34 protein-coding genes are annotated in these 24,489 nt (G+C 60.3%); 32 read left to right on the forward strand and 2 right to left on the reverse strand.

Annotated elements, in window-relative coordinates; genetic code table 11:
- Window positions 1-371 precede the first annotated feature (371 nt).
- The 15 genes from rpsL (at window position 372) to rplP (ending at window position 13,083) form a co-directional block, all read left to right on the forward strand.
- On the forward strand, window positions 372-743 hold the full coding sequence (gene rpsL / locus ACGYK9_RS09625; RefSeq protein WP_007118826.1) for a 30S ribosomal protein S12: 372 nt from the start codon (window positions 372-374) through the stop codon (window positions 741-743).
- Window positions 744-830: 87 nt separating this feature from the next.
- The gene (gene rpsG / locus ACGYK9_RS09630) at window positions 831-1,301 is read left to right on the forward strand and encodes a 30S ribosomal protein S7 (RefSeq protein WP_067267956.1); all 471 of its coding nucleotides are present in this window, start codon (window positions 831-833) and stop codon (window positions 1,299-1,301) included.
- A 65-nt stretch (window positions 1,302-1,366) separates the two neighbouring features.
- Complete coding sequence (fusA, locus tag ACGYK9_RS09635; protein WP_209219795.1) at window positions 1,367-3,493, forward strand: elongation factor G; 2,127 nt, start codon at window positions 1,367-1,369, stop codon at window positions 3,491-3,493.
- A 93-nt stretch (window positions 3,494-3,586) separates the two neighbouring features.
- Complete coding sequence (gene tuf, locus ACGYK9_RS09640; protein ID WP_067260569.1) at window positions 3,587-4,762, forward strand: elongation factor Tu; 1,176 nt, start codon at window positions 3,587-3,589, stop codon at window positions 4,760-4,762.
- A 427-nt stretch (window positions 4,763-5,189) separates the two neighbouring features.
- Window positions 5,190-5,510, forward strand: a complete 321-nt coding sequence (gene rpsJ, locus ACGYK9_RS09645; protein ID WP_067267998.1) for a 30S ribosomal protein S10 — start codon at window positions 5,190-5,192, stop codon at window positions 5,508-5,510.
- Between the two features lie 18 nt (window positions 5,511-5,528).
- A complete protein-coding gene (gene rplC, locus ACGYK9_RS09650) occupies window positions 5,529-6,407 on the forward strand; it encodes a 50S ribosomal protein L3 (protein WP_082852159.1) in 879 nt (292 codons plus the stop codon).
- The gene (gene rplD, locus ACGYK9_RS09655; RefSeq protein ID WP_067267960.1) at window positions 6,404-7,021 is read left to right on the forward strand and encodes a 50S ribosomal protein L4; all 618 of its coding nucleotides are present in this window, start codon (window positions 6,404-6,406) and stop codon (window positions 7,019-7,021) included. Before rplC ends, rplD begins: the two co-directional genes overlap by 4 nt.
- On the forward strand, window positions 7,018-7,314 hold the full coding sequence (locus ACGYK9_RS09660) for a 50S ribosomal protein L23 (RefSeq protein ID WP_067267962.1): 297 nt from the start codon (window positions 7,018-7,020) through the stop codon (window positions 7,312-7,314). The genes rplD and ACGYK9_RS09660 overlap by 4 nt, the downstream gene beginning before the upstream one ends.
- A 397-nt stretch (window positions 7,315-7,711) precedes the next feature.
- Window positions 7,712-8,743 carry a fatty acid desaturase family protein gene (locus tag ACGYK9_RS09665; protein WP_394410766.1) on the forward strand — a complete coding sequence of 344 codons (1,032 nt, stop codon included), beginning with the start codon at window positions 7,712-7,714 and terminating at the stop codon, window positions 8,741-8,743.
- Between the two features lie 242 nt (window positions 8,744-8,985).
- Window positions 8,986-10,128 (forward strand): PRC-barrel domain-containing protein, encoded by a 1,143-nt coding sequence (locus tag ACGYK9_RS09670; RefSeq protein WP_394410763.1) that lies wholly within the window; start codon window positions 8,986-8,988, stop codon window positions 10,126-10,128.
- Window positions 10,129-10,440: 312 nt separating this feature from the next.
- Window positions 10,441-11,283: a 50S ribosomal protein L2 gene (gene rplB / locus ACGYK9_RS09675; RefSeq protein WP_067267965.1), complete on the forward strand. Its 843-nt coding sequence runs from the start codon at window positions 10,441-10,443 to the stop codon at window positions 11,281-11,283.
- A gap of 3 nt (window positions 11,284-11,286) precedes the next feature.
- Complete coding sequence (gene rpsS / locus ACGYK9_RS09680; RefSeq protein WP_067267967.1) at window positions 11,287-11,565, forward strand: 30S ribosomal protein S19; 279 nt, start codon at window positions 11,287-11,289, stop codon at window positions 11,563-11,565.
- Between the two features lie 3 nt (window positions 11,566-11,568).
- The gene (gene rplV / locus ACGYK9_RS09685) at window positions 11,569-11,949 is read left to right on the forward strand and encodes a 50S ribosomal protein L22 (protein WP_067267968.1); all 381 of its coding nucleotides are present in this window, start codon (window positions 11,569-11,571) and stop codon (window positions 11,947-11,949) included.
- A complete protein-coding gene (gene rpsC / locus ACGYK9_RS09690) occupies window positions 11,949-12,656 on the forward strand; it encodes a 30S ribosomal protein S3 (protein WP_067267970.1) in 708 nt (235 codons plus the stop codon). Before rplV ends, rpsC begins: the two co-directional genes overlap by 1 nt.
- Window positions 12,657-12,669: 13 nt before the next feature.
- Window positions 12,670-13,083 (forward strand): 50S ribosomal protein L16, encoded by a 414-nt coding sequence (rplP, locus tag ACGYK9_RS09695; RefSeq protein ID WP_007118841.1) that lies wholly within the window; start codon window positions 12,670-12,672, stop codon window positions 13,081-13,083.
- A gap of 72 nt (window positions 13,084-13,155) precedes the next feature.
- Here the strand turns inward: rplP and ACGYK9_RS09700 are convergent, their stop codons facing one another.
- Both ACGYK9_RS09700 and ACGYK9_RS09705 read right to left on the reverse strand, forming a co-directional pair.
- The gene (locus ACGYK9_RS09700) at window positions 13,156-13,710 is read right to left on the reverse strand and encodes a hypothetical protein (RefSeq protein WP_394410760.1); all 555 of its coding nucleotides are present in this window, start codon (window positions 13,708-13,710) and stop codon (window positions 13,156-13,158) included.
- A gap of 287 nt (window positions 13,711-13,997) precedes the next feature.
- Window positions 13,998-14,621 carry a TIGR02466 family protein gene (locus ACGYK9_RS09705; RefSeq protein WP_394410757.1) on the reverse strand — a complete coding sequence of 208 codons (624 nt, stop codon included), beginning with the start codon at window positions 14,619-14,621 and terminating at the stop codon, window positions 13,998-14,000.
- A 181-nt stretch (window positions 14,622-14,802) separates the two neighbouring features.
- Here ACGYK9_RS09705 and rpmC point away from each other — a divergent pair, with 181 nt between their 5' ends.
- From rpmC to ACGYK9_RS09790, 17 genes are all read left to right on the forward strand, one after another.
- Window positions 14,803-15,006, forward strand: a complete 204-nt coding sequence (gene rpmC, locus ACGYK9_RS09710) for a 50S ribosomal protein L29 (protein WP_209218384.1) — start codon at window positions 14,803-14,805, stop codon at window positions 15,004-15,006.
- 14 nt (window positions 15,007-15,020) lie between these two features.
- On the forward strand, window positions 15,021-15,266 hold the full coding sequence (gene rpsQ / locus ACGYK9_RS09715) for a 30S ribosomal protein S17 (protein ID WP_067267977.1): 246 nt from the start codon (window positions 15,021-15,023) through the stop codon (window positions 15,264-15,266).
- Between the two features lie 63 nt (window positions 15,267-15,329).
- Complete coding sequence (rplN, locus tag ACGYK9_RS09720; RefSeq protein WP_005621870.1) at window positions 15,330-15,698, forward strand: 50S ribosomal protein L14; 369 nt, start codon at window positions 15,330-15,332, stop codon at window positions 15,696-15,698.
- A gap of 2 nt (window positions 15,699-15,700) precedes the next feature.
- Window positions 15,701-16,012, forward strand: coding sequence for a 50S ribosomal protein L24 (gene rplX / locus ACGYK9_RS09725; RefSeq protein ID WP_067267981.1), 312 nt, complete (start codon window positions 15,701-15,703; stop codon window positions 16,010-16,012).
- The gene (gene rplE, locus ACGYK9_RS09730; protein WP_209218383.1) at window positions 16,005-16,568 is read left to right on the forward strand and encodes a 50S ribosomal protein L5; all 564 of its coding nucleotides are present in this window, start codon (window positions 16,005-16,007) and stop codon (window positions 16,566-16,568) included. The genes rplX and rplE overlap by 8 nt, the downstream gene beginning before the upstream one ends.
- 18 nt (window positions 16,569-16,586) lie before the next feature.
- The gene (gene rpsN, locus ACGYK9_RS09735) at window positions 16,587-16,892 is read left to right on the forward strand and encodes a 30S ribosomal protein S14 (protein WP_136720403.1); all 306 of its coding nucleotides are present in this window, start codon (window positions 16,587-16,589) and stop codon (window positions 16,890-16,892) included.
- 12 nt (window positions 16,893-16,904) lie between these two features.
- The gene (rpsH, locus tag ACGYK9_RS09740; RefSeq protein WP_067267987.1) at window positions 16,905-17,297 is read left to right on the forward strand and encodes a 30S ribosomal protein S8; all 393 of its coding nucleotides are present in this window, start codon (window positions 16,905-16,907) and stop codon (window positions 17,295-17,297) included.
- A gap of 10 nt (window positions 17,298-17,307) precedes the next feature.
- On the forward strand, window positions 17,308-17,841 hold the full coding sequence (gene rplF, locus ACGYK9_RS09745; RefSeq protein ID WP_067267988.1) for a 50S ribosomal protein L6: 534 nt from the start codon (window positions 17,308-17,310) through the stop codon (window positions 17,839-17,841).
- A gap of 11 nt (window positions 17,842-17,852) precedes the next feature.
- A complete protein-coding gene (gene rplR / locus ACGYK9_RS09750; RefSeq protein WP_271692971.1) occupies window positions 17,853-18,212 on the forward strand; it encodes a 50S ribosomal protein L18 in 360 nt (119 codons plus the stop codon).
- 170 nt (window positions 18,213-18,382) lie between these two features.
- Window positions 18,383-18,964, forward strand: a complete 582-nt coding sequence (gene rpsE / locus ACGYK9_RS09755; protein ID WP_067267992.1) for a 30S ribosomal protein S5 — start codon at window positions 18,383-18,385, stop codon at window positions 18,962-18,964.
- Window positions 18,965-18,966: 2 nt separating this feature from the next.
- On the forward strand, window positions 18,967-19,155 hold the full coding sequence (rpmD, locus tag ACGYK9_RS09760) for a 50S ribosomal protein L30 (protein ID WP_067267994.1): 189 nt from the start codon (window positions 18,967-18,969) through the stop codon (window positions 19,153-19,155).
- A gap of 431 nt (window positions 19,156-19,586) precedes the next feature.
- A complete protein-coding gene (gene rplO / locus ACGYK9_RS09765) occupies window positions 19,587-20,069 on the forward strand; it encodes a 50S ribosomal protein L15 (protein ID WP_067263142.1) in 483 nt (160 codons plus the stop codon).
- Window positions 20,070-20,188: 119 nt separating this feature from the next.
- Window positions 20,189-21,571 (forward strand): preprotein translocase subunit SecY, encoded by a 1,383-nt coding sequence (gene secY / locus ACGYK9_RS09770; RefSeq protein WP_209218380.1) that lies wholly within the window; start codon window positions 20,189-20,191, stop codon window positions 21,569-21,571.
- Window positions 21,568-22,215 (forward strand): adenylate kinase, encoded by a 648-nt coding sequence (locus ACGYK9_RS09775; RefSeq protein ID WP_271688297.1) that lies wholly within the window; start codon window positions 21,568-21,570, stop codon window positions 22,213-22,215. The genes secY and ACGYK9_RS09775 overlap by 4 nt, the downstream gene beginning before the upstream one ends.
- Window positions 22,216-22,475: 260 nt before the next feature.
- The gene (rpsM, locus tag ACGYK9_RS09780) at window positions 22,476-22,844 is read left to right on the forward strand and encodes a 30S ribosomal protein S13 (protein ID WP_067263150.1); all 369 of its coding nucleotides are present in this window, start codon (window positions 22,476-22,478) and stop codon (window positions 22,842-22,844) included.
- 15 nt (window positions 22,845-22,859) lie between these two features.
- Window positions 22,860-23,249 carry a 30S ribosomal protein S11 gene (gene rpsK, locus ACGYK9_RS09785; RefSeq protein ID WP_067263152.1) on the forward strand — a complete coding sequence of 130 codons (390 nt, stop codon included), beginning with the start codon at window positions 22,860-22,862 and terminating at the stop codon, window positions 23,247-23,249.
- 114 nt (window positions 23,250-23,363) lie between these two features.
- A complete protein-coding gene (locus ACGYK9_RS09790; RefSeq protein ID WP_007118862.1) occupies window positions 23,364-24,380 on the forward strand; it encodes a DNA-directed RNA polymerase subunit alpha in 1,017 nt (338 codons plus the stop codon).
- Window positions 24,381-24,489: the final 109 nt, after the last annotated feature.

The following is a 24,489-nucleotide window of genomic DNA, read 5'->3' on the forward strand; positions in this document are numbered from 1 at the left end:
TGGCGAGCGGGGCAGGGGCGTGGCAAGGGTGGAATGTGGCACCCGGGCCCGGAACCAAGCCGCAGGCGCTACGCCATCACCCGGCAAACCTCCGCGACCCCACCGGGGCCCCCCTGTTGACAGCCCCCGCGCAACGCTCTATACGCCCGCTATCTCGGAGGTGGAGGCCGCTCTGCCAGTCCGAATTCATAACTGAAGTGGTCACGATCCGGCCTACTACTGGCCCGATCCTCTGTTAACCCACCGCGTCGTTTTCCTCGGTACGGGAACGTTGCGGTCATTTTGCTTTGTGGACGCATGAAGTAACCGAAATTAGCCGCATGGGGGATCCCCCGTGTACACAATCTGAGCGATACGGGGATATAACCGGAATGCCAACGATCCAACAGCTGATCCGCAAGCCGCGGCAGCCGAAAGTCAAACGTTCGAAATCCATGCACCTGCAGGAGTGCCCGCAAAAGCGTGGCGTTTGCACACGGGTTTACACCACCACACCGAAAAAGCCGAACTCGGCGATGCGTAAGGTTGCCAAAGTGCGCCTGACCAACGGGTTCGAAGTGATCTCCTACATCCCGGGTGAGAGCCACAACCTTCAGGAACACTCCGTGGTTCTGATCCGCGGCGGTCGTGTAAAAGACCTTCCGGGTGTGCGTTACCACATCCTGCGCGGTGTTCTTGATACGCAGGGCGTGAAAGACCGTAAGCAGCGTCGTTCGAAGTACGGCGCGAAGCGTCCGAAGTAATCTCGCACCGGTGGGGCCCGCCCCCGCCGATCCACCCGATGTTCGGTGGGGCCATGCCCCATCACCCGCCAAGAGGAAGACACTGACATGTCACGCCGCCACGCCGCTGAAAAACGCGAAGTCCTGCCAGACGCCAAATACGGCGATCTGGTTCTCACCAAATTCATGAACAACCTGATGATCGACGGCAAGAAATCCGTCGCCGAGCGCATCGTCTACAACGCGATGACCCGCGTCGAAGACAAGATCAAGCGCGCGCCGATCGAAGTGTTCCACGAAGCGCTGGAAAACATCCAGCCCTCCGTCGAAGTGCGCTCGCGCCGTGTGGGTGGTGCCACCTATCAGGTGCCGGTCGAAGTGCGCCCCGAGCGTCGTCAGGCGCTGGCGATCCGCTGGTTGATCAAAGCCGCCCGTGCGCGTAACGAAAACACCATGGAAGAACGCCTTGCCGGCGAGCTGCTGGACGCTGTGCAGTCCCGTGGTACCGCTGTTAAAAAGCGCGAAGATACGCACAAGATGGCCGACGCGAACAAAGCGTTCAGCCACTACCGCTGGTAATCTCAACGTCGCGCCCGGTTTCGGGCGCGATCCGTTCGTACTGATATTTTCGAGGAAGCAGCCCCATGGCACGCGACTATCCGCTCCAACGCTACCGCAACTTCGGCATCATGGCTCACATCGATGCCGGTAAAACCACTTGTTCCGAACGCATCCTGTTCTACACCGGCAAAAGCCACAACATTGGTGAGGTGCATGACGGCGCCGCAACCATGGATTGGATGGAGCAGGAACAAGAGCGCGGCATCACCATCACCTCCGCCGCGACCACCACTTTCTGGCAGCGTCAGGAAGAGCCCACAGCCGATGCGACATCCGACACCAAGTTCCGGATGAACATCATCGACACCCCCGGCCACGTTGACTTCACCATCGAAGTTGAGCGTTCGCTGGCCGTTCTCGACGGTGCGGTTGCCGTTCTCGACGCCAACGCCGGTGTTGAGCCGCAGACCGAAACCGTCTGGCGTCAGGCTGACCGCTACAAGGTGCCGCGTATCGTTTTCGTCAACAAGATGGACAAGATCGGCGCGGACTTCTTCAACTGCGTGCACATGATCAAGGACCGCACAGGCGCCACGCCTGCTCCGATCCAGATCCCGATCGGCGCAGAGAACGAGCTGGAAGGCATCGTCGACCTCGTGACCATGAAAGAATGGGTCTGGGCCGGTGAAGACCTCGGTGCCGCCTGGGAACAGCGCGAGATCCGTGACAGCCTGAAAGAGACCGCCGACGAATGGCGTGCCAAGCTCATCGAGACCGCGGTCGAGATGGACGACGAGGCGATGGAAAACTACCTGATGGACGGCGCCGAGCCCGACGTCGACACCCTGCGCGACCTGATCCGCAAGGGTACTCTGGCCATCAAATTCATCCCCGTTCTCTGTGGTTCCGCCTTTAAGAACAAAGGTGTTCAGCCCCTCTTGAACGCCGTGATCGACTATCTGCCCAGCCCGCTGGACGTTGTCGACTACATGGGCTTCAAGCCGGGCGACGAGACCGAGACCCGCAACATCCCGCGCCGCGCGGATGACGACATGGCGTTCTCGGGCCTTGCGTTCAAAATCATGAACGACCCCTTCGTTGGCTCGCTGACCTTCACCCGCATCTATTCGGGCGTTCTGCGCAAGGGCGACACGCTTCTGAACTCGACCAAGGGTAAGAAAGAGCGCGTCGGCCGGATGATGATGATGCACTCCAACAACCGCGAGGAAATCGAAGAGGCCTTCGCGGGCGACATCATCGCGCTGGCGGGTCTCAAGGACACCACCACCGGTGACACGCTCTGCGCGCAGAACGATCCGGTCGTCCTCGAAACCATGACATTCCCCGATCCGGTGATCGAGATCGCGGTCGAGCCGAAAACCAAGGCCGACCAGGAAAAGATGTCCGCAGGTCTGGCCCGTCTGGCCGCCGAAGACCCCTCTTTCCGCGTCGAAACCGATCTGGAATCCGGTCAGACCATCATGAAGGGCATGGGCGAACTTCACCTCGACATCCTCGTCGACCGTCTGAAGCGTGAGTTCAAGGTTGAAGCGAACATCGGTGCGCCTCAGGTTGCCTACCGTGAGACCATCAGCCGCGAAGCCGAAATCACCTACACCCACAAGAAACAGTCGGGTGGTTCGGGTCAGTTCGGTGAGGTCAAGATGATCCTGACGCCGACCGAGCCGGGCGAAGGTTATTCCTTCGAGAGCCGCATCGTCGGTGGTGCCATTCCCAAGGAATACATCCCGGGCGTGGAAAAGGGTATCAAGTCGGTTCTGGACTCCGGTCCGCTGGCGGGCTTCCCGGTCATCGACTTCAAGGTTGCCCTGATCGACGGTAAGTTCCACGACGTTGACTCCAGTGTTCTGGCCTTCGAAATCGCCGCCCGTATGGGTATGCGCGAAGGCATGAAGAAAGCTGGCGCCAAGCTGCTGGAACCGATCATGAAGGTCGAAGTTGTGACCCCGGAAGAATACACCGGTGGCATCATCGGTGACCTGACATCTCGTCGGGGCCAGGTGCAGGGTCAAGATACGCGCGGCAACGCCATCGCGATCGACGCCTTCGTGCCGCTGGCCAACATGTTCGGCTACATCAACACCCTGCGTTCGATGTCGTCGGGTCGTGCGAACTTCACCATGCAGTTCGACCACTACGAACCCGTGCCGCAGAACATCTCGGACGAGATTCAGGCCAAGTTCGCTTAAGGAAATCGGCGCGTGGGAAACCGCGCGCCGACCCAAATCGTTGGGTGTGTGCTGCGCATACACCATTGAGAAAGACCAAAAGGAGCCAACACCATGGCAAAGGCAAAGTTTGAACGCACCAAACCGCACGTCAACATCGGCACGATCGGCCACGTTGACCACGGTAAAACCACGCTGACCGCGGCGATCACCAAATACTTCGGTGACTTCCAAGCGTATGACCAGATCGACGGCGCGCCTGAAGAGAAGGCCCGCGGCATCACCATCTCGACCGCGCACGTCGAGTATGAGACCGAGAACCGTCACTACGCCCACGTCGACTGCCCCGGCCACGCTGACTATGTGAAAAACATGATCACCGGTGCGGCGCAGATGGACGGCGCGATCCTGGTTGTGAACGCGGCCGACGGCCCGATGCCCCAGACCCGCGAGCACATCCTGCTCGGCCGTCAGGTTGGCATCCCCGCCATGGTCGTCTTCATGAACAAAGTCGACCAGGTCGACGACGAAGAGCTGCTCGAGCTCGTCGAGATGGAAATCCGCGAACTGCTGTCCTCCTACGACTACCCCGGCGACGACATCCCTGTTGTTGCAGGTTCCGCTCTGGCGGCGATGGAAGGCAACAAGCCCGAGATCGGCGAAGAGTCCATCAAGAAGCTGATGGCCGAAGTTGACGCCTACATCCCGACACCTGAGCGTGCCGTGGACCAGCCCTTCCTGATGCCGGTCGAAGACGTCTTCTCGATCTCCGGTCGTGGTACCGTTGTGACTGGCCGTGTCGAGCGTGGCGTGATCAACGTTGGCGACGAAATCGAAATCGTCGGCATCCGCGACACCAAGAAAACCACCTGCACCGGTGTGGAAATGTTCCGCAAGCTGCTGGACCGTGGTGAAGCAGGCGACAACATCGGCGCGCTGCTGCGTGGCGTTGAGCGTGACGGCGTTGAGCGCGGTCAGGTTCTCTGCAAGCCCGGCTCCGTGACACCGCACACCAAGTTCGAAGCCGAAGCCTACATCCTCACCAAAGAGGAAGGTGGCCGTCACACGCCGTTCTTCGCGAACTACCGTCCGCAGTTCTACTTCCGTACAACTGACGTGACCGGCACCGTTCAGCTGGCAGAAGGCACCGAGATGGTCATGCCCGGCGACAACGTGTCCTTCGGCGTTGAGCTGATCGCACCGATCGCCATGGAAAACGGCCTGCGTTTCGCGATCCGCGAAGGTGGCCGCACTGTTGGCGCGGGCGTCGTTTCCAAAATCACTGAGTGATTTTGAAACGGACCCGGTGGCCGGCAGTTGCTCCGCAGGAGCGATGAGAGCCCACCCCCTGGCCTGACCTGGGACCACGGTTCAGATATTCGAAAGGCCGCAGCGTTTGCTGTGGCCTTTTGCGTTGGCGGGAGAGGGGCCTTTGGCGTGCGCGTGATACGGAGAGGACGGCGCGTCTTCCGGGTGTGATTGAACGCTGACGGGGTGCGCGGTCACGCCGTGTCCGGCATGACTTTGCGCACTGGTTCTAAAAACACGGGGGTTTTTAGAACCCTCTTGCCACTTGCTTTGATTCCCCCTATAGGACGCGCATCGAACCGGGGTGCGTTAGACGCGCCCCGTTTGATTTATTACCAAGGCGCGAAGAGGGGGCCGGATGAGCCTGCTTCCTCCAATCCGTTAGAATCCCAAAACAAGGGATATGCACATGGCCGTTCAAAGCCAGAACATCCGCATTCGCCTGAAGGCGTTTGACTACCGGGTGCTCGATGCCTCCACTCAGGAAATCGTCAGCACCGCCAAGCGCACAGGCGCTTCGGTTCGCGGTCCCATTCCGCTGCCGAACAAGATCGAGAAATTCACCGTTCTGCGTGGTCCCCACGTCGACAAGAAATCCCGTGACCAGTTTGAAATCCGCACGCACAAGCGTCTGCTGGATATCATCGATCCGACCCCCCAGACCGTGGACGCGCTGATGAAGCTCGACCTCGCCGCTGGCGTGGACGTCGAGATCAAGCTGCAATCGTAAAGCCGGGAGGGTAATCATATGTTGCGCTCAGGCGTTATTGCAAAAAAAGTCGGCATGACCCGGCTGTTCATGGAAGACGGCAAGCAGATCCCTGTGACCGTTCTTCAGTTGGACAAGCTTCAGGTTGTCGCACAGCGCACCGCGGACCGTGACGGCTACACTGCCGTTCAGCTCGGTGCCGGTTCGGCGAAAGCCAAACGCACAAGCCAGGCCATGCGTGGTCACTTCGCCGCGGCGAAAGTGGAACCCAAGCGCAAGCTGGCCGAGTTCCGCGTCGACGCGGACGCGATGATCAATGTGGGTGAGGAAATCACCGCTGACCATTACTTCGCCGGTCAGTATGTCGACGTTGCGGGCACCTCCATCGGTAAAGGTTTTGCCGGTGCGATGAAGCGCCACAACTTCGGCGGTCTGCGCGCCTCGCACGGTGTGTCGATCTCCCACCGTTCGCACGGCTCCACAGGCCAGTGTCAGGATCCCGGTAAGGTTTTCAAAGGTAAGAAAATGGCCGGGCACATGGGTGCTGCCCGTGTCACCACGCAGAACCTCGAAGTCGTCAAGACCGACAGCGCGCGTGGCCTGATCATGGTCAAAGGCGCCGTTCCCGGCTCCAAAGGTGGTTGGGTCACCGTCAAGGATGCGGTCAAAAAGCCGTTCCCCGAAGACGCGATCCTGCCCGCCGCTCTGAAATCCGCCGCTGACGAAGCCGCGAAAGCCGCCGAAGAGGCCGCCGCCGCAGCCGCAGCAGAGGCAGAAGCCGAAGCCAAGCGTTTGGCCGAAGAGCAAGCCGCACAGGAAGCTGAAGCGCTGAAAGCCGCAGAAGCCGAAATCGCAGCTGAAGGTTCGGATGCCGACAATTCCGATGCCGACGCTGACAAGAAAGAAGGTGACGCATGAAACTCGATGTCATCAAACTCGACGGTGGCAAAGCCGGGTCCGTAGACCTGGACGAAGCCCTGTTCGGCCTGGAGCCGCGTGCCGACATCCTGCACCGCGTCGTGCGCTGGCAGCGTAACAATGCGCAGCAGGGTACGCACAAGGTCAAGACCCGGTCCGAGACCAGCTACTCGACCAAGAAGATCTATCGCCAGAAGGGCACCGGCGGCGCACGCCACGGTGACCGCAATGCGCCGATCTTCCGCAAGGGTGGTATCTACAAGGGTCCGACCCCGCGCAGCCACGGCCACGAGCTGACCAAGAAGTTCCGCAAGCTGGGCCTGCGCCACGCGCTGTCCGCCAAAGCAAAAGCCGGTTCGCTGGTCATCATCGACGAAGCAACTTCCGAGGGCAAAACCGCCGCTCTGGCCAAGCAGGTCTCGAACCTGGGCTGGAAACGCGCGCTGGTCATCGATGGTGCTTCGGTAAACGAGAACTTCGCACAGGCCGCGCGCAACATCGATGGGTTGGACATCCTGCCGTCGATGGGCGCAAACGTCTATGACATCCTCAAGCGTGACACTCTGGTGATCACCAAAGCGGGGATCGAAGCATTGGAGGCACGCCTGAAATGAGCGCCAAGCATCAGCACTACGACGTGATCCGCAAGCCGGTCATCACCGAGAAGGCAACCATGGCGTCCGAACAGAACGCCGTCGTCTTTGAAGTCGCGATCGACAGCAACAAGCCGATGATCAAAGAGGCCGTCGAGGCGCTCTTCAACGTCAAGGTGAAGGCCGTGAACACGACCATCACCAAAGGCAAGGTCAAGCGTTTCCGGGGCCAGATGGGCCGCCGCAAAGACGTGAAAAAGGCTTATGTGACGCTCGAAGAGGGCAACACGATCGACGTCTCCACCGGGCTCTGATTTCCGGTTAGACATTTGGAAAAGGCCTCCGCATTGCGGGGGCCTTTTTCGTTTCGGGGATGCGCCGGGGCCCGGGACAAGCCGCGGGCGCCGGACCATCGCCTGCCCGCCCGGACGGGTAGGCGATTTGGTGAGGCTGGACGTGACCTCGCAAAAGCACATCTCGGTTGAACCATAAAGTGGCGCCAAGGTCCATCAGATCGCCGACCCGCGGGCAGGCGCTGGCCCTCGGAGCATGAATGCCACCCCGGCCATGGACTAGCCACAGGGTCAACCCTCCCCCAAAGCAGGCTGTTTCCAGCCTAAATGCCGCGACGTAACGGCAAAGGGTGACGCGGGCGTTGCTTGCGGCGTGCTTTCCTCTACAAGACCTCGGATAACGACAAAAAGCAGGTCCATGTCCCACGAAAAATCTACCTCCGGCGCGTCTGCGGACGTGTCGAACGCGCGCGACTGGGTGCGCGTGCTGGCCCGTTACCGCGAGCCGAGCACTTGGCGCAGCAGTTTTGAACTGGCGATCACGCTTGGCCCTTTCATCCTCCTATGGGCGCTCGCTTGGTGGGCGCTCTCAATCAGCGGCTGGCTGACGCTTGCCATCTCGCTGGTGAACGCGGGCTTCTTGCTGCGGCTCTTCGCGATCCAGCATGATTGCGGCCATGCGGCCTTTTTCAGCAGCCGTCGCACAAGCGATTGGGTGGGCCGCGTGTTGGGGGTGCTGACGCTGACGCCCTATGATGTCTGGCGACGGACCCATTCGATCCACCATTCCTCGGCCGGGAACCTTGGCCGTCGCGGAATCGGCGACATCCATACACTCACCGTGGCGGAGTATCGCGAGCTCGGGCTGTTCGGGCGTTTGCACTATCGCCTCTACCGCAATCCGATCGTGCTCTTCGGTCTTGGGCCGAGCTATCTGTTTTTCGTGCAGAACCGCGTCCCGCTGGGGCTGATGGCGCAGACACGCTATTGGCTGAGCGCGATGGGCACCAACCTGACGATCCTCGTAGCACTTGCGGTGATCTTCTACTTCGGGGGGATCATGCCCATTCTGCTGATCTTCGTGCCCAGCACCCTTCTGGCGGCCACGGCGGGCATGTGGTTGTTCTATGTGCAGCACCAGTTCGAGACGACCCATTGGGAGGAGAACGACGCTTGGGACCTGCATGATGCGGCTTTTCACGGCTCTTCGCATTACATCCTGCCGCGCCCGCTGCAGTGGCTGAGCGCCAATATCGGCATTCACCATGTGCACCACCTCTACAGCCGCATTCCCTTCTATCGCCTGCCGGAAGTGCTGCGCGATCATGTCGCCTTGGCGGAGGGGAACCGGATGACCATCCGCGAGAGCCTCGCCAATGCGCGGCTGCATCTGTGGGATGAGAAAAGCAAGCGCCTGTTGTCTTTCGCGCAGGCGCGCCGGGTCGCCTGAAAAAGCAGGATTTGGCTAGGATCTAGGCCCCCGCTTTGGCGGGGGTCTTTGCATTTGGAGGGCTATCATTACCTTCGCGCGATCGTCTCGGCTGCGCGTTCAATCATGCGGCGACCCCGGAAAAGTTCCGAAAAAAAGCCATCAATTTTCTTGGAACAGAGCAGAAAGCTGCCGGTTGTCTCACCGTGGAAGACGGGGTGCTGCGCGCCTCACTTATCGTAAACGAACACGGGAGAGACCTAATGATCTATACCAAAACACTCATGGCTGGCGTATCCGCCGTTGCCCTTTTCGCGGCCGCTCCGGTTCTGGCGCAGGATGCGACAGAGAACGTCGAAGAGACCATCGAGCGCAATGCCGAAGTCGAAGCCGAGATGGAAGCCGAAGTCGAAGGTGGCGCAGCCGCGACCGCGAATGTTGCTGGCGGCCAAGTGGTTGTCGAGCAGGAAGACGCCGAAGTTGACGTGACCGTTCCCGAGCCCGATGTGAACGTCTCGCAGGACGCTCCCGTGGTGACTGTTGAGCAGGGCCAGCCCGAAGTGAACGTTGCCGTTCCCGAGCCGACCGTTCGCGTGCAGCAGCAGGCCCCGATCATCACCGTAGAGCAGGCGCAGCCGCAGGTCACCGTGCGCATCCCCGAGCCGGTCGTGACCGTGCAGGTGCCGAAGCCGCAGGTTGACGTGGACACAGGCGAGCCGATCGTCGATCTGGAGCAGCCCGAACCCGTCGTGAAGTTCGTGCGCCCGGAGCCGAAAGTGACCATCGAAGAAGCCGAGCCGCGCGTGACCGTTGAGCAGGCCGAAGCCAATGTGAATGTGGCCGAATCCGAAGAGGCCCGCGTCGATGTTGAGCAGCAAGAAGCCAACGTGAACGTGCAGCAGGGCGAAGACGCGAATGTCGTCGTCGAAGAAGCCGAAGCACCGCAGGTCAACGTTGAAGGTGCCGAAGGCGCCGAGATCGACGTCGAGCAAGAGCAAGCGCGCGTGCTAATGGAAGACTTCAACGCGGACGAGCAGGGCAATATGGCCGAAGAAGACCGCGCCCGCTATCAGGAGAACGTGCAGCGTCTGCCGATCTTTAACCTGACCGCCGAAGAACTGACTGGCCGCAGCGTTGCCACCGAGACCGGTGAAGATGTTGGCGAAATCGACTTCATTGGCGTCCGTGGCGACACCGTTGTTGCGATCATCGGCGTTGGTGGTTTCCTTGGTATGGGCGAAAACGAAGTCGCCATTCCGGTTGAGAAGCTGATCATGCGTGAAGACGAAGTTATTGTCCCCGGTGTGACAGAAGAGCGTCTGGAAAGCATGCCGGAATTCAACGAAGCCGAAGTTGAAATCCTCGACCCCGGTATGCGTCTGGCCGAGAGCATTGGCCTTGACTGATACCCGCCTCGGGTAATTGCTAAACCAATAGAAGAAGGCGCTTCGGCGCCTTCTTTTCTTTTGTGCGGGGCAGGGGAGAGGATTTTCGCCATGCCCACTGGACGGGCTGTTGCGAACCTGTTAGGTCGCCACATCGGCTCAGACCCCGGATTCGTCCGGGGTTTGGCTATTTGAACGATCCCGGTGGTTGGGATGCCTGCCTCGCAAGAGATTTAAACCCATCCACCACTCCCACAGGGGACCTTCGGGGCCCTATAACCAACGCGCTTTCACCTCGGTGCGAGCGTGCCTAGCAAACGGAAGACAGAGAACATGGCACTCAAGTCGTACAAACCGACGACGCCAGGCCAGCGTGGACTGGTACTGATCGACCGTTCGGAGCTGTGGAAAGGCCGCCCGGTCAAAGCCCTTACTCAGGGTCTGACCAAATCCGGTGGCCGGAACAACACCGGACGAATCACAATGCGTCGTACAGGTGGTGGTGCAAAGCGCCTCTACCGTATCGTTGATTTCAAGCGTAACAAGCTGGACATGTCCGCTGTTGTCGCGCGGATCGAATATGACCCCAACCGTACCGCCTTCATCGCACTGATCCAGTACGAAGACGGCGAGCAGGCCTACATCCTGGCCCCGCAGCGTTTGGCCATCGGCGACAAGATCATCGCCGGCGCCAAAGTGGACATCAAGCCCGGCAACGCGATGCCTTTCTCGGGCATGCCGATCGGTACGATCGTCCACAACATCGAGATGAAGCCCGGCAAAGGCGGTCAGATCGCCCGTGCCGCCGGCACCTACGCCCAGTTCGTGGGTCGTGACGGTGGCTACGCTCAGATCCGTCTGAGCTCCGGCGAGCTGCGTCTCGTGCGTCAGGAATGCATGGCCACCGTCGGTGCCGTCAGCAACCCCGACAACTCCAACCAGAACTACGGTAAAGCGGGCCGCATGCGTCACAAGGGCATCCGTCCCTCTGTGCGTGGTGTGGTGATGAACCCGATCGACCACCCGCACGGCGGTGGTGAAGGCCGGACCTCTGGTGGTCGTCACCCGGTTACTCCTTGGGGTAAGCCGACGAAGGGTGCCAAGACCCGCAACAAGAACAAAGCGTCCAGCAAGCTTATCATCCGCTCGCGTCACGCCAAGAAGAAGGGGCGTTAATCAATGGCTCGTTCAGTATGGAAAGGTCCTTTTGTTGACTCTTATGTCCTCAAAAAGGCAGAGGCTTCCCGTGAGGGCGGTCGTAACGAAGTGATCAAGATCTGGTCGCGCCGCAGCACGATCCTGCCCCAGTTCGTGGGTCTGACGTTCGGCGTCTACAACGGTCACAAGCACATTCCTGTCAACGTCAGCGAAGAAATGATCGGTCAGAAGTTCGGTGAATACTCTCCGACTCGGACCTACTACGGTCATGCCGCCGACAAAAAAGCGAAGCGGAAATAAGCCATGAGCAAGGATAAGAATCCCCGCCGCGTGGCAGACAACGAAGCAATGGCAAAGCTGCGCATGCTTCGTACGAGCCCGCAGAAACTGAACCTGGTTGCTGCCCTCATCCGTGGCAAGTCCGTGGACAAGGCGCTGACCGACCTGACCTTCTCCAAGAAGCGGGTCGCGCAGGACGTGAAGAAATGCCTTCAGTCCGCCATCGCCAACGCGGAAAACAACCACAACCTGGACGTCGATGAGCTGATCGTGGCCGAGGCCTATGTCGGCAAGAACCTGACCATGAAGCGCGGTCGCCCGCGTGCCCGTGGCCGGTTCGGCAAGATCATCAAGCCGTTTGCCGAGATCACGATCAAAGTGCGTCAAGTTGAGGAGCAAGCCTGATGGGTAACAAAGTCAATCCGATCGGTATGCGCCTTCAGGTGAACCGCACCTGGGACAGCCGCTGGTACGCCGACACCAAGGATTACGGTGATCTTCTGCTCGAAGACCTCGCGATCCGCGACTTCATCAAGAAAGAGTGCCACCAGGCCGGTGTTGCCCGTGTGATCATCGAGCGTCCGCACAAGAAGTGCCGCGTCACGATCCACACAGCACGCCCCGGTGTCATCATCGGCAAGAAAGGCGCGGACATCGAGACGCTGCGCCAGAAGATTGCCAAGATGACCAACTCGGAACTGCACCTCAACATCGTTGAGGTCCGCAAGCCCGAGCTGGACGCACATCTGGTTGGTGAGAGCATTGCACAGCAGCTGGAGCGCCGGGTGTCTTTCCGCCGCGCCATGAAACGTGCCGTGCAGAACGCCATGCGCATGGGCGCACTGGGCATCCGCGTGAACCTCGCGGGTCGTCTGGGTGGTGCCGAGATCGCGCGTACCGAATGGTACCGCGAAGGTCGCGTGCCGCTGCACACATTGCGTGCCGACATCGATTACGCGCATGTCGAGGCGTCCACCGCCTACGGCATCATCGGGATCAAAACCTGGATCTTCAAAGGCGAGATCATGGAACACGACCCCGCCGCGCGTGACCGCAAGGCACAGGAACTCCAAGACGGCCCAGCACCTCGCGGTGCCGGCGGTCGTCGCTAAGGGGGAATGAGAAATGCTTCAACCAAAGCGTACTAAATTCCGCAAGCAGTTCAAAGGCTCGATCAAGGGTCTGGCGAAGGGCGGGTCTGACCTGAACTTCGGCACCTACGGCCTGAAAGCACTGCAGCCGGAGCGGGTTACAGCCCGTCAAATCGAAGCGGCACGCCGCGCCATGACGCGTCACATGAAGCGTCAGGGCCGTGTCTGGATCCGCATCTTCCCGGATGTTCCGGTAACCTCCAAGCCCGTCGAAGTTCGTATGGGTAAAGGTAAGGGCTCCGTCGACTTCTGGGCCGCCAAGGTCAAGCCGGGCCGCATCATGTTCGAGATCGACGGTGTCGGCGAAGACGTGGCGCGCGAAGCCCTGCGTCTGGCAGCCATGAAGCTGCCGATCAAGACCCGGGTCGTGGTCCGCGAGGACTGGTAAGCCCGTAGCCCCGCAAGGGGTGGCTGTGAGAAAGGAAACCCCCGTCGAGCGATCGGCGGGGGTTTTGCTTTGTCAGTCTTCGCGGTCCAGTGCGAGCCAGAGTTTCCCGCCCCGGTAGCCGCCTTTCGCCAGATGGCCCGGGGTGCCGATCTCGGGGTGGGCCTCGCTCCAATCCCGGAACTGGTCCCTGCTGACGATCCGGCCGCGGTGATCGCGGGCCGCTTTCAAAATGTAGGGATCGGCGGGCGTGCCTTTCGGGACGACCATCACGCGGCTTGCGGGCAGGTCGAGCTGGCTGCTCAACGCCTTGTCATGTTGGTACCGGCCAATGAGGCGGTATCCTGCGTTGGCGTCGAAGACCACGCAAGGTGATTGTCCGCGCGCGCGGAGTTCGTCCACCACCTCGCGCACGGCGCGGATGTCAGGTGCTCCGGTTTTCCAGAACATGACGTTGGAGCCGTCAACGATGACCCAGTCTCTGCGCCCCCGGCGGAGCGATTGTAGGAGGAGGATCGCGCTGGCGATGACGCAGGGCAGGGCGATGAGCAGCAGGTCGCGGAATGCAGGGGTCATGAAAGCAGCAGCCGTGGCGGCGGCAGAGGCGAGGAAAAGGATGCGGAGAAACATGGCGACGCGAATGACCTTTTAAATGCGATCAACTGTTGGGCAAGTTTTCCATCAGGGCAAGAAGCATGTCATTGCCACCCCGGCCCGATCCGCGCCGCAGGCGCCGGGCCATCGCCTGCCCGCCCGTCACGCCAGAAGCGTGCCAGAATATACGAGGCGCACCTTTGGTGCGACCGGGTAGGCGATTTGGTAGAGTTGGACGCAACTTCGCGGGCGCACATCATGGTTGAGAGATAAAGTGGCACGAGGCACCGTTGGATCGCCCACCCGCGGGCAGACGCTGGCCCTCAGCTCTCCCAGGCGTAGTTAAAACTCACCGACACCCGATCTTCCTCGATCATGTTCATCGGCACCTCATGCCGCAACCAGCTTTCCCACAGCAGCACGTCGCCCGCTTTGGGTGCCACGTAGATGAAAGGCCGCAGTTCCTCGCGTGCATCTTGCACCCGACCGGGCGCGGCCATCATCATCGGCAGCCGCGGGTCTTCGAAACGGATCGCGCTGGCGCCCTCGGGCATGGTCACATAGGTCGTGCCCGAGATCACCGAATGCGGGTGGATATGCGAGGTGTGGATGCCGCCCTCGGGCAGGATGTTCAGCCAAAGCGAGTCGAGCACCAATTTACGCTCACCAAGATCGAATTCGAGGTCCTTGGCAAAGGCCGCGACATGTTTGTCGAGCGATTTGACCAAATCCTTAAAGATCGGAAAGCGGTAGGGCAGGTCATCCAGCGAGGCATAAGAGGTGTAGCCCGCATAGCCGTTCTCCTCGCACCAGTCCTGACCGGCCTCATCATCCTCGGCAATCGAGAAGCAAGAGGCGGCCAGTTCATCGGTGTCGATGGGCTTGCCATGGTCCGACAGGGCGGCGTGATAGAGGCGGGTGGCGAAAAGCGATTTGATGTTTGACATGGAACCTCCTTACGCCGAACATACCCCTATCGCCAGCCTATTTGCGCCAAAAGCGCAGATGCGGGCCAACGGGGGTTGCCATGTGCGACCTCAACGCGTATTGGCACATTTCATCATGAACTCCACCAGAATCATGGTCACCCTGACAGGGGCCTACTGGTGATGTTGAAAGGAAGAGGCCGTGAAAGCCAGCGAACTGCACGACAAGACGCCGGACCAGCTCCGCGACGAACTTGTGAACCTGAAAAAAGAATCCTTCAACTTGCGTTTCCAGCAGGCCACCGGCCAGCTGGAGAACTCCGCACGTCTGAAGACTGTTAAGCGTGACGTGGCCCGTGTCCACACCGTGCTGAACCAGAAAGCCGCTGCTGCGGCAGCCGAATAATAGGAGCCTGAAACATGCCCAAGCGTATCCTTACAGGCACCGTGACATCGGACGCCAACGCACAAACAGTTTCCGTTTCCGTAGAGCGCCGCTTTACGCATCCGGTTCTGAAAAAGACCATCCGTAAGTCCAAGAAGTACCGGGCTCACGATGAGAACAACACGTTCAAGGTGGGCGACACTGTGCGCATCATCGAATGTGCCCCTAAGTCGAAAACCAAACGTTGGGAAGTTCTGACTTCGGACAAAGCCGAGGCCTGAGCCCCTTAAACGAAACCCTGGGATGAGGGCCGCATCGCCCCCCAGAAGGTCGGGAGAAACCAAATGATCCAGATGCAGACCAACCTGGATGTTGCTGACAACAGCGGCGCGCGCCGTGTTCAGTGCATCAAGGTCCTGGGTGGTTCCAAGCGTAAATACGCGTCCGTCGGCGACATCATCGTCGTGTCGGTCAAGGAAGCCATCCCGCGTGGTCGTGTGAAAAAGGGCGACGTCCGCAAGGCCGTCGTCGTTCGCACCGCCAAAGAAGTTCGTCGTGAAGATGGCACCGCCATCCGCTTCGACCGCAACGCCGCTGTTATCCTGAATAACAACAACGAGCCCGTCGGCACCCGTATCTTCGGGCCGGTCGTTCGTGAGCTGCGCGCGAAGAACTTCATGAAAATCATCTCGCTCGCTCCGGAGGTGCTGTAATCATGGCTGCTAAACTTCGCAAAGGTGACAAGGTCATCGTCCTGTCCGGCAAGGACAAAGGCAAGACGGGCACCATCTCGTCCGTGGACCCCAAGTCGAACAAGGCCATCGTTGACGGCGTGAAAATCGCCATCCGCGCCACGCGCCAGACACAGACATCTCAAGGCGGCCGCATCCCCAAGGCGATGCCGATCGACCTGAGCAACCTCGCACTGGTGGATGCCAATGGCAAAGCCACCCGCGTGGGTTTCAAAATCGAAGGCGACAAGAAAGTGCGCTTTGCCAAGACCACGGGGGACGTGATCGATGCTTGATACCGCAACCTACACACCCCGCCTTCAGGCCGAATACCGCGAGAAGATCCGCGCCGCCCTGAAAGAGGAATTCGGCTACAAGAACGACATGATGATCCCCAAGCTGGACAAGATCGTTCTGAACATCGGCTGCGGTGCCGAAGCCGTGCGCGACAGCAAAAAAGCCAAGTCGGCTCAGGAAGACCTGACCGCGATTGCAGGCCAGAAGGCTCTGACAACCGTGGCCAAGAAATCCATCGCTGGTTTCCGCGTGCGTGAGGACATGCCTTTGGGTGCGAAAGTGACCCTGCGTGGCGACCGTATGTACGAATTCCTTGATCGTCTGATCACGATCGCAATGCCCCGTATCCGCGACTTCCGCGGCATCTCAGGCAAGAGCTTCGACGGCCGTGGCAACTACGCCATGGGCTTGAAAGAGCATATCGTGTTCCCCGAAATCGACTTCGACAAAGTTGACGAGACTTGGGGTATGGACATCGTGATCGCCACCACGGCGAAAACCGACGCTGAAGCCAAGGCGCTGTTGAAAGCATTCAACATGCCCTTCAATTCATAAGCGCGGGAAGGATTAGAAATGGCTAAGAAATCCATGATTGAGCGCGAGAAGAAGCGCGAAGCACTGGTTAAGAAGTACGCTGACAAGCGCGCGGCTCTGAAAGAGATCGTGAGCGACGAAAGCAAACCGATGGAAGAGCGTTTCCGCGCTTCCCTGAAGCTGGCGAAACTGCCGCGCAACAGCTCTGCTGTGCGTCTGCACAACCGTTGCCAGCTGACGGGCCGCCCGCACGCCTACTATCGTAAACTGAAAATTTCGCGGATCGCGCTGCGGGACCTTGGCTCTTCCGGCCAGATTCCCGGCATGGTCAAGTCGAGCTGGTAAGGAGCGCATCAGATGAACGATCCTATCGCAGATATGCTGACACGCATCCGTAACTCTTCGCTGCGCGGCAAATCCACCGTCATGACACCGGCCTCCAAGCTGCGTGCATGGGTTCTGGACGTGCTGGCCGACGAAGGCTACATCCGCGGCTATGAAAAAGTCACGGGCGCCGATGGCCACCCCGCCATCGAGATCAGCCTCAAGTACTACGAAGGCGAACCTGTTATTCGCGAGCTGAAGCGGGTTTCCAAGCCCGGTCGCCGCGTCTACATGGCCGTCAATGACATTCCCGTCGTCCGTCAGGGCCTCGGCGTGTCGATTGTCTCCACCTCCAAAGGTGTGATGTCGGACGCATCTGCACGGTCTGCCAATGTTGGCGGCGAAGTGCTCTGCACCGTATTCTAAGGAGAAGACAATGTCTCGTATCGGTAAGAAACCAGTCGCTATGCCTTCGGGTGTCTCGGCAGAGGTGAGCGGTCAGACCATCGAAGTGAAGGGCCCCAAGGGCACCCGCAGCTTCCGTGCCACTGATGACGTGAGCCTCGCGGTCGAAGACAACGCCATCACTGTGACACCGCGCGGCAAGTCCAAGCGCGCCCGTCAGCAGTGGGGCATGTCCCGCACCATGATCGAAAACCTGGTGACCGGCGTCACCACGGGCTTCAAGAAAGAGCTTGAAATCCAAGGTGTTGGTTATCGTGCGGCCATGAACGGCAACACGCTGAAACTGAACCTCGGCCTCAGCCACGATGTCGACTACGTTGCGCCCGAGGGCGTGACCGTGACGGCACCCAAGCAGACCGAAATCGTTGTGGAAGGCATCGACGAACAGCTCGTTGGTCAGGTTGCCGCGAACATCCGCGCATGGCGCAAGCCCGAGCCCTATAAGGGCAAAGGCATCCGCTATAAGGGCGAGTTCATCTTCCGCAAAGAAGGCAAGAAGAAGTAAGGAACGGATTGATGGCAAATACCAAACGACAGCTGTTCCTGAAGCGCCGCATGCGCGTTCGGAACAAACTCCGCAAAGTCAACGCCGGGCGTCTTCGCCTGTCGGTACACCGTTCGTCCAAGAACATCTCGGCCCAGCTGATCGACGATGTCAACGGCGTGACACTGGCCTCCGCCTCCTCCATGGAGAAGGATCTGGGCGTGGTTGGCAAAAACAACATCGAAGCAGCGACGAAAGTCGGTGCCGCGATTGCCGAGCGTGCCAAGAAAGCCGGCGTCGAAGAAGCATACTTCGACCGTGGCGGCTTCCTCTTCCACGGCAAGGTGAAGGCTCTGGCCGACGCCGCGCGTGAAGGCGGTTTGAAGATCTGATTGTGCGGTGCGTGGGCAACCACGCACCCGCTCTCATACGAAGGCTATGCCCCCGTGCATAGCTCTCCTGCGAAGAGGGCCGGGAAGGCCCTCTCGATGATCCGGGGGCCTTGGGCTCACCAGGATTGATCCTAAGGGCCGGTGAGGCCACAGAAAAAGGAAGATGCCAGATGGCAAGAGATGACAACCGTGGGGGCAACCGCCGCAACCAACGCGACGAGACCCCGGAATTCGCTGACCGTCTGGTCGCGATCAACCGCGTGTCCAAGACCGTTAAGGGTGGTAAGCGTTTCGGCTTTGCCGCACTCGTGGTCGTGGGCGATCAGAAAGGCCGCGTCGGCTTTGGTAAGGGTAAAGCGAAAGAAGTGCCCGAGGCCATCCGCAAGGCGACCGAGCAAGCCAAGCGTCAGATGATCCGCGTTCAGCTGCGCGAAGGCCGCACTCTGCACCACGACATGCATGGTCGTCACGGCGCAGGCCGCGTCATCATGCGCACAGCACCTGAAGGTACCGGTATCATCGCCGGTGGTCCGATGCGTGCCGTGTTCGAGATGTTGGGCGTGAAAGACGTTGTGTCCAAATCGGTCGGTTCGCAGAACCCCTACAACATGATCCGCGCCACTTTGGACGGTCTGAAGAAAGAGCAATCGCCCCGTTCCGTCGCGCAGCGTCGCGGCAAGAAAGTGGCTGACATTCTGCCCAAGCGTGAAGACAATGTAGAGTCCTCCGCTCAAGTGGCTGAGGAGGCATAAGCATGGCCAAGACACTCGTAATCAAGCAGGTCGGTTCGCCGATCCGCCGCCCCGCCAAACAGCGCGCAACGCTGGTCGGCCTCGGCCTCAACAAAATGGGTCGCACCCGTGAGCTGGAAGATACACCTTCCGTGCGCGGCATGATCAACAAGGTCTCGCATATGGTCGAGATCGTTGAAGAGAAAGGCTGAACCTAGGGTTCAGCGGTAGGGTGGGGGACCGTCCTATGAAGACGCCTCGCAGGGATCTGCGGGGCGTTTTGCGTTGTGGGGCAGGGGGTGTCGCTTCGTGGGGCCGCAGGCTCGGAATCAAGCCGAGGGCGCCGGGCCATCGCCTGCCCGCATCGGCAGGCTGGCGATTTGGTGGGGCTGGGCACGACCTTGATAGAGTACACTATCGCGGCGCCATGAAGTGGGTCGGATAGCCGTTAAGATCGCTACCCCACGGGCAGGCGTTGGCCCCGTGGCTGCGCAAAAAGCCCTAGGCTGCATGCCCCCCTTGTCACGCCCCCCGCCATCCCCTATACGCCCCCGGTGGCCCGTGTTGGGTCGCAATGGAATCGCAACGCCGCGTTTGGCCGCTCCCGTCGCTGGGGGCCATTTCCGGCATAAGGAGAAGCGACATGAAACTGCACGAACTTTCCGACAACGAAGGCGCAGCCAAGAAACGTATGCGCGTTGGCCGTGGTCCCGGCTCTGGCAAGGGTAAAATGGGTGGCCGTGGTATCAAGGGTCAGAAGTCCCGCTCGGGTGTGAGCATCAACGGCTACGAAGGCGGCCAGATGCCCATCTACCAGCGTCTGCCCAAGCGCGGCTTCAACAAGCCGAACCGCAAATCCTTCGCTGTCGTCAACCTGGGACTGATCCAGAAATTCATCGACGCCAAGAAGCTTGACGCGGGCAACACCATCGACGCCGCAGCGTTGGTCGCGTCCGGTCTGGTCCGTCGTGAGCTGGACGGTATCCGCGTTCTGGCCAAGGGTGACATCACCTCCAAGATCGACCTGAACGTCGCTGGCGCTTCCAAGTCCGCCATCGAGGCGGTCGAGAAGGCAGGCGGCAAGGTGACCGTGACCGCCCCCAAGGCGGCCGAGGCATCCGAGTAAAGCGGCCTTAAGGCTTGTGAGCGGCGCGCCAGCCGCTTACATAACCTCAAGTTTTCCCGAACGCCGCCCGCCGGAAAACGGCCCGGGCGGCGTTTTCGCAACAAGAGAAGAGACCCCTCATGGTATCTGCCGTCGAAAACATGGCCGCGAACACGAGCTGGTCCGCATTGGGCAAGGCAACAGACCTGCGCAACCGGATTCTGTTCACGCTCGGGCTGCTTATCGTTTACCGCCTTGGCACCTTTATCCCGGTGCCCGGCATCGATGGTGGGGCGCTGCGTGACTTCATGGAAAGCGCGGGCCAAGGCATCGGCGGCATGGTGTCGATGTTCACCGGCGGCGCGCTTGGCCGGATGGGTATCTTCGCTCTGGGCATCATGCCCTATATCTCGGCCTCGATCATCGTTCAGCTGCTGACCTCCATGGTGCCTGCGCTGGAACAGCTTAAGAAAGAGGGCGAGCAGGGGCGCAAGAAGATCAACCAGTACACGCGCTACGGCACCGTGGCGCTGGCGACTTTGCAGTCCTATGGCCTTGCCGTGAGCCTTCAGGCCGGTGACATCGTGGCCGATGGCCAGATGGGCTTCGGCTTTATCGCGGCCTGTATGATTACCCTCGTGGGCGGCACGATGTTCCTGATGTGGCTGGGGGAGCAGATCACCGCGCGCGGCATCGGCAACGGCATTTCGCTGATTATCTTCGTCGGCATCATCGCCGAGGTTCCCGCCGCCATCGCGCAGTTCTTTGCCTCGGGCCGATCGGGCGCGATCAGCCCCGCCGTGATCGTGGGCGTGCTGGTCATGGTGATCGCGACAATCATGTTCGTGGTCTTCATGGAGCGCGCCCTGCGCAAGATTCACATCCAATACCCGCGCCGCCAAGTCGGCATGAAGATGTACGACGGCGGCACCAGCCACTTGCCGGTGAAGGTGAACCCGGCGGGCGTGATCCCGGCGATCTTCGCCTCCTCGCTGCTGCTGCTGCCGGTCACCGTCAGCACCTTCTCGGGCAACTCCACCAGCCCGGTGATGTCTTGGCTGCTGGCGAACTTCGGCCCCGGTCAGCCGCTTTACCTGCTGTTCTTCGTTGGCATGATCGTTTTCTTCGCCTATTTCTACACCTTCAACGTCAGCTTCAAACCCGATGACGTGGCCGACAACTTGAAGAACCAGAACGGCTTTGTGCCCGGCATCCGCCCCGGCAAGCGCACGGCTGAGTATCTGGAGTATGTGGTCAACCGCATCCTCGTCCTCGGGTCGGCCTATCTGGCGGCAGTCTGTGTTCTGCCTGAGATTCTGCGCGGCCAGTTCGCCATTCCCTTCTACTTCGGCGGCACATCGGTGCTGATCGTCGTCTCGGTCACTATGGACACGATCCAACAGGTTCAAAGCCATCTGCTGGCGCACCAGTATGAAGGTCTGCTTGAGAAGTCTCAGCTGCGCGGCAAGGGCGCGGGCAAAGGCAAAGGTACACGCAAGAAACGGAGCCCCGTACGTCGATGAATATTATCCTACTCGGGCCTCCGGGCGCAGGCAAAGGCACCCAAGCACGTCATCTGGTCGAGACCCGCAACATGGTTCAGCTGTCCACCGGCGACATGCTGCGTGAAGCCAAGGACAGCGGCACGGAGATGGGCAAGATCGTGGCCGACGTGATGGACCGTGGCGCGCTTGTCACCGATGAGATCGTAATTGGCCTGATCCGCGAAAAGCTGACCGACAAGGCCGAACATGGCGGCTTCATCTTCGACGGCTTCCCCCGCACGCTGGCGCAGGCCGATGCGCTGGCCGATCTGATGGCGCAAGAGGGGCAGACCCTCGACGCCGTGATCGAGATGAAGGTCGACGATGAGGCGCTGGTCGCGCGCATCACCGCCCGTTCCACCTGCGCAAGCTGTGGGGAGGTTTATAACGACCTGACCAAACCGATCCCCGAAGATGGTAAGTGCACGAACTGCGGCGGGACCGAGTTCAAGCGCCGCGCAGACGACAATGAGGAAAGCCTCAAAACCCGTCTGATGGCCTATTACAAACAGACCTCTCCGCTGATCGGCTACTACTATGCCAAAGACATGCTCAGCGGCGTGAACGGTCTGGGCCAGATCGAAGAAGTGCGCGGCGCGATCGCGCAGGTTCTGGACAAGTGATTTCCCGGCGGCGCGGGGCAGAGGGCGCTGTCCTTTGCCTTCGCGCTGCCGATCAGCGCTGAGTTTTGTGCGGGCCTTGACGCCCTGCGCAAAACCTCATAGTCACCCCTATCTCGTAAGAGAATCAAATTGCGGCAAGGGTTCCGCCCAACCCCGCAAGATCACCTGATCAGCCTTAGCCCGATGGCCCTATGCCTCGGGCTTGTGTTGTGAAAAAAGGGTCTGGAATCACGGACCCGCAACGAAAAGGAATAGCTAACGTGGCACGTATTGCCGGCGTAAACATCCCGACTGCAAAGCGGGTTCCCATCGCCCTCACCTATATCACCGGTATTGGCAGCTCCTCCGCCAAGGCCATCTGCGAAGCTGTCGGCATCGACGAGACCCGCCGGGTCAACGAGCTGTCTGACGCCGAAGTTCTGGCCGTGCGTGAGCACATCGACGCCAACTACACCGTCGAAGGCGACCTGCGTCGTGACACGCAGATGAACATCAAGCGCCTGATGGACCTCGGCTGCTACCGTGGCCTGCGCCACCGTCGCAACCTGCCGGTTCGCGGCCAGCGCACCCATACCAACGCACGCACACGCAAAGGCCCCGCGAAGGCCATTGCTGGCAAGAAGAAATAAGGGAGGGTCCGATCAATGGCACGCGATAAGACACGCACCAAGCGTAAGGTCTCCAAGAACATCGCCGCAGGCGTGGCGCATGTGAACTCGAGCTTTAACAACACCAAGATCCTGATCTCGGACGTGCAGGGCAACGCGATCTCCTGGTCGTCTGCTGGCACCATGGGCTTCAAGGGTTCGCGCAAGTCGACACCCTATGCCGCCCAGATGGCCGCCGAAGACGCGGGCCGCAAGGCACAGGATCACGGCGTCAAGACGCTGGAAGTCGAAGTGCAGGGCCCCGGTTCGGGCCGCGAGAGCGCCCTGCGCGCCCTGGCTGCTGCCGGTTTCAACATCACCTCGATCCGTGATGTGACCCCGATGGCCCACAACGGCTGCCGCCCGCCGAAGCGCCGCCGCGTTTAAGCCGGGATTGTTTTACATGGGGTCGCGCCTTGCGTGCGGCCCCATACCGCTTTTCAGAAACCTCGAGCGTTTGTGTCATTTGGACATGAGGCACAAACAAGGATGGAGGGACGCATGATCCACAAGAATTGGGCTGAATTGATCAAGCCGCAACAGCTTGACGTCAAGCCGGGCAACGACCCCGCACGTCAGGCGACCGTCATGGCCGAACCGCTGGAGCGGGGCTTCGGTCTGACCCTCGGCAACGCGCTGCGCCGCGTGCTGATGTCCTCGCTGCAGGGCGCGGCGATCACCTCCGTGCAGATCGACAACGTGCTGCACGAGTTTTCCTCCGTCGCCGGTGTGCGCGAAGACGTGACCGACATCATCCTGAACCTCAAGGGCGTCAGCCTGCGCATGGAAGTCGAAGGGCCGAAGCGCCTGTCGATCTCCGCGAAGGGTCCGGGCGTCGTGACCGCCGGTGACATCTCCGAATCCGCCGGCATCGAGATTCTGAACCGCGAGCATGTGATTTGCCACCTCGACGATGGTGCGGACGTCTACATGGAGCTGACCGTCAACACCGGCAAGGGCTATGTCTCCGCCGACAAGAACAAGCCGGAAGACGCGCCCATCGGTCTCATCCCGATCGACGCGATCTATTCGCCGGTCAAGAAGGTCTCCTACGACGTGCAGCCGACCCGTGAGGGCCAGGTGCTGGACTATGACAAGCTGACCATGAAGGTCGAAACAGACGGCTCCATCACGCCGGACGACGCCGTGGCCTTCGCCGCGCGCATCCTGCAGGACCAGCTCGGCATCTTCGTCAACTTCGACGAGCCGGAATCGGCATCGCGTCAGGACGACGACGACGGTCTGGAGTTCAACCCGCTGCTGCTGAAGAAGGTCGACGAGCTGGAGCTTTCGGTCCGTTCGGCGAACTGCCTGAAGAACGACAACATCGTATACATCGGCGATCTGATCCAGAAGACCGAAGCCGAAATGCTGCGCACGCCGAACTTCGGCCGCAAGTCCCTCAACGAGATCAAGGAAGTGCTGTCGGGCATGGGCCTGCACCTTGGCATGGACGTCGAAGACTGGCCGCCAGAGAACATCGAAGACCTCGCCAAGAAGTTCGAGGATTCGTTCTAAGATACGGTGCCCGGAAACTTTCAAAGTTTCCGGGGCCGATTTCTTTCAAAGAAATCGGGTGCCGTAAGACCCGGGCGCAAGCCCCAAGGAGAGCTCGTGACACGCATCG

It is taken from the genome of Sulfitobacter sp. 1A15258 (genome assembly GCF_043557045.1).
Classification (GTDB): domain Bacteria; phylum Pseudomonadota; class Alphaproteobacteria; order Rhodobacterales; family Rhodobacteraceae; genus Sulfitobacter; species Sulfitobacter faviae.

Excerpts from the sequence above, each read along its gene's own strand:
- rpsL (WP_007118826.1), top strand. The coding sequence starts at position 372 with ATGCCAACGATCCAACAGCTGATCCGCAAGCCGCGGCAGCCGAAAGTC.
- ACGYK9_RS09660 (WP_067267962.1), top strand. The coding sequence starts at position 7,018 with ATGAGCGCCAAGCATCAGCACTACGACGTGATCCGCAAGCCGGTCATC.
- rpsE (WP_067267992.1), top strand. The coding sequence starts at position 18,383 with ATGGCAAGAGATGACAACCGTGGGGGCAACCGCCGCAACCAACGCGAC.
- rpsQ (WP_067267977.1), top strand. The coding sequence starts at position 15,021 with ATGCCCAAGCGTATCCTTACAGGCACCGTGACATCGGACGCCAACGCA.
- rplV (WP_067267968.1), top strand. The coding sequence starts at position 11,569 with ATGAGCAAGGATAAGAATCCCCGCCGCGTGGCAGACAACGAAGCAATG.
- rplP (WP_007118841.1), top strand. The coding sequence starts at position 12,670 with ATGCTTCAACCAAAGCGTACTAAATTCCGCAAGCAGTTCAAAGGCTCG.
- rplC (WP_082852159.1), top strand. The coding sequence starts at position 5,529 with ATGTTGCGCTCAGGCGTTATTGCAAAAAAAGTCGGCATGACCCGGCTG.
- ACGYK9_RS09775 (WP_271688297.1), top strand. The coding sequence starts at position 21,568 with ATGAATATTATCCTACTCGGGCCTCCGGGCGCAGGCAAAGGCACCCAA.
- rplR (WP_271692971.1), top strand. The coding sequence starts at position 17,853 with ATGGCAAATACCAAACGACAGCTGTTCCTGAAGCGCCGCATGCGCGTT.
- rpsG (WP_067267956.1), top strand. The coding sequence starts at position 831 with ATGTCACGCCGCCACGCCGCTGAAAAACGCGAAGTCCTGCCAGACGCC.
- ACGYK9_RS09705 (WP_394410757.1), bottom strand. The coding sequence starts at position 14,621 with ATGTCAAACATCAAATCGCTTTTCGCCACCCGCCTCTATCACGCCGCC.
- tuf (WP_067260569.1), top strand. The coding sequence starts at position 3,587 with ATGGCAAAGGCAAAGTTTGAACGCACCAAACCGCACGTCAACATCGGC.
- ACGYK9_RS09700 (WP_394410760.1), bottom strand. The coding sequence starts at position 13,710 with ATGTTTCTCCGCATCCTTTTCCTCGCCTCTGCCGCCGCCACGGCTGCT.
- rplX (WP_067267981.1), top strand. The coding sequence starts at position 15,701 with ATGGCTGCTAAACTTCGCAAAGGTGACAAGGTCATCGTCCTGTCCGGC.
- rplF (WP_067267988.1), top strand. The coding sequence starts at position 17,308 with ATGTCTCGTATCGGTAAGAAACCAGTCGCTATGCCTTCGGGTGTCTCG.
- ACGYK9_RS09790 (WP_007118862.1), top strand. The coding sequence starts at position 23,364 with ATGATCCACAAGAATTGGGCTGAATTGATCAAGCCGCAACAGCTTGAC.
- rplD (WP_067267960.1), top strand. The coding sequence starts at position 6,404 with ATGAAACTCGATGTCATCAAACTCGACGGTGGCAAAGCCGGGTCCGTA.
- rpmD (WP_067267994.1), top strand. The coding sequence starts at position 18,967 with ATGGCCAAGACACTCGTAATCAAGCAGGTCGGTTCGCCGATCCGCCGC.
- rpsS (WP_067267967.1), top strand. The coding sequence starts at position 11,287 with ATGGCTCGTTCAGTATGGAAAGGTCCTTTTGTTGACTCTTATGTCCTC.
- secY (WP_209218380.1), top strand. The coding sequence starts at position 20,189 with ATGGTATCTGCCGTCGAAAACATGGCCGCGAACACGAGCTGGTCCGCA.
- ACGYK9_RS09665 (WP_394410766.1), top strand. The coding sequence starts at position 7,712 with ATGTCCCACGAAAAATCTACCTCCGGCGCGTCTGCGGACGTGTCGAAC.
- rpsC (WP_067267970.1), top strand. The coding sequence starts at position 11,949 with ATGGGTAACAAAGTCAATCCGATCGGTATGCGCCTTCAGGTGAACCGC.
- rpsK (WP_067263152.1), top strand. The coding sequence starts at position 22,860 with ATGGCACGCGATAAGACACGCACCAAGCGTAAGGTCTCCAAGAACATC.
- rpsJ (WP_067267998.1), top strand. The coding sequence starts at position 5,190 with ATGGCCGTTCAAAGCCAGAACATCCGCATTCGCCTGAAGGCGTTTGAC.
- rplB (WP_067267965.1), top strand. The coding sequence starts at position 10,441 with ATGGCACTCAAGTCGTACAAACCGACGACGCCAGGCCAGCGTGGACTG.
- rplE (WP_209218383.1), top strand. The coding sequence starts at position 16,005 with ATGCTTGATACCGCAACCTACACACCCCGCCTTCAGGCCGAATACCGC.
- rplN (WP_005621870.1), top strand. The coding sequence starts at position 15,330 with ATGATCCAGATGCAGACCAACCTGGATGTTGCTGACAACAGCGGCGCG.
- ACGYK9_RS09670 (WP_394410763.1), top strand. The coding sequence starts at position 8,986 with ATGATCTATACCAAAACACTCATGGCTGGCGTATCCGCCGTTGCCCTT.
- rplO (WP_067263142.1), top strand. The coding sequence starts at position 19,587 with ATGAAACTGCACGAACTTTCCGACAACGAAGGCGCAGCCAAGAAACGT.
- fusA (WP_209219795.1), top strand. The coding sequence starts at position 1,367 with ATGGCACGCGACTATCCGCTCCAACGCTACCGCAACTTCGGCATCATG.
- rpsN (WP_136720403.1), top strand. The coding sequence starts at position 16,587 with ATGGCTAAGAAATCCATGATTGAGCGCGAGAAGAAGCGCGAAGCACTG.
- rpsH (WP_067267987.1), top strand. The coding sequence starts at position 16,905 with ATGAACGATCCTATCGCAGATATGCTGACACGCATCCGTAACTCTTCG.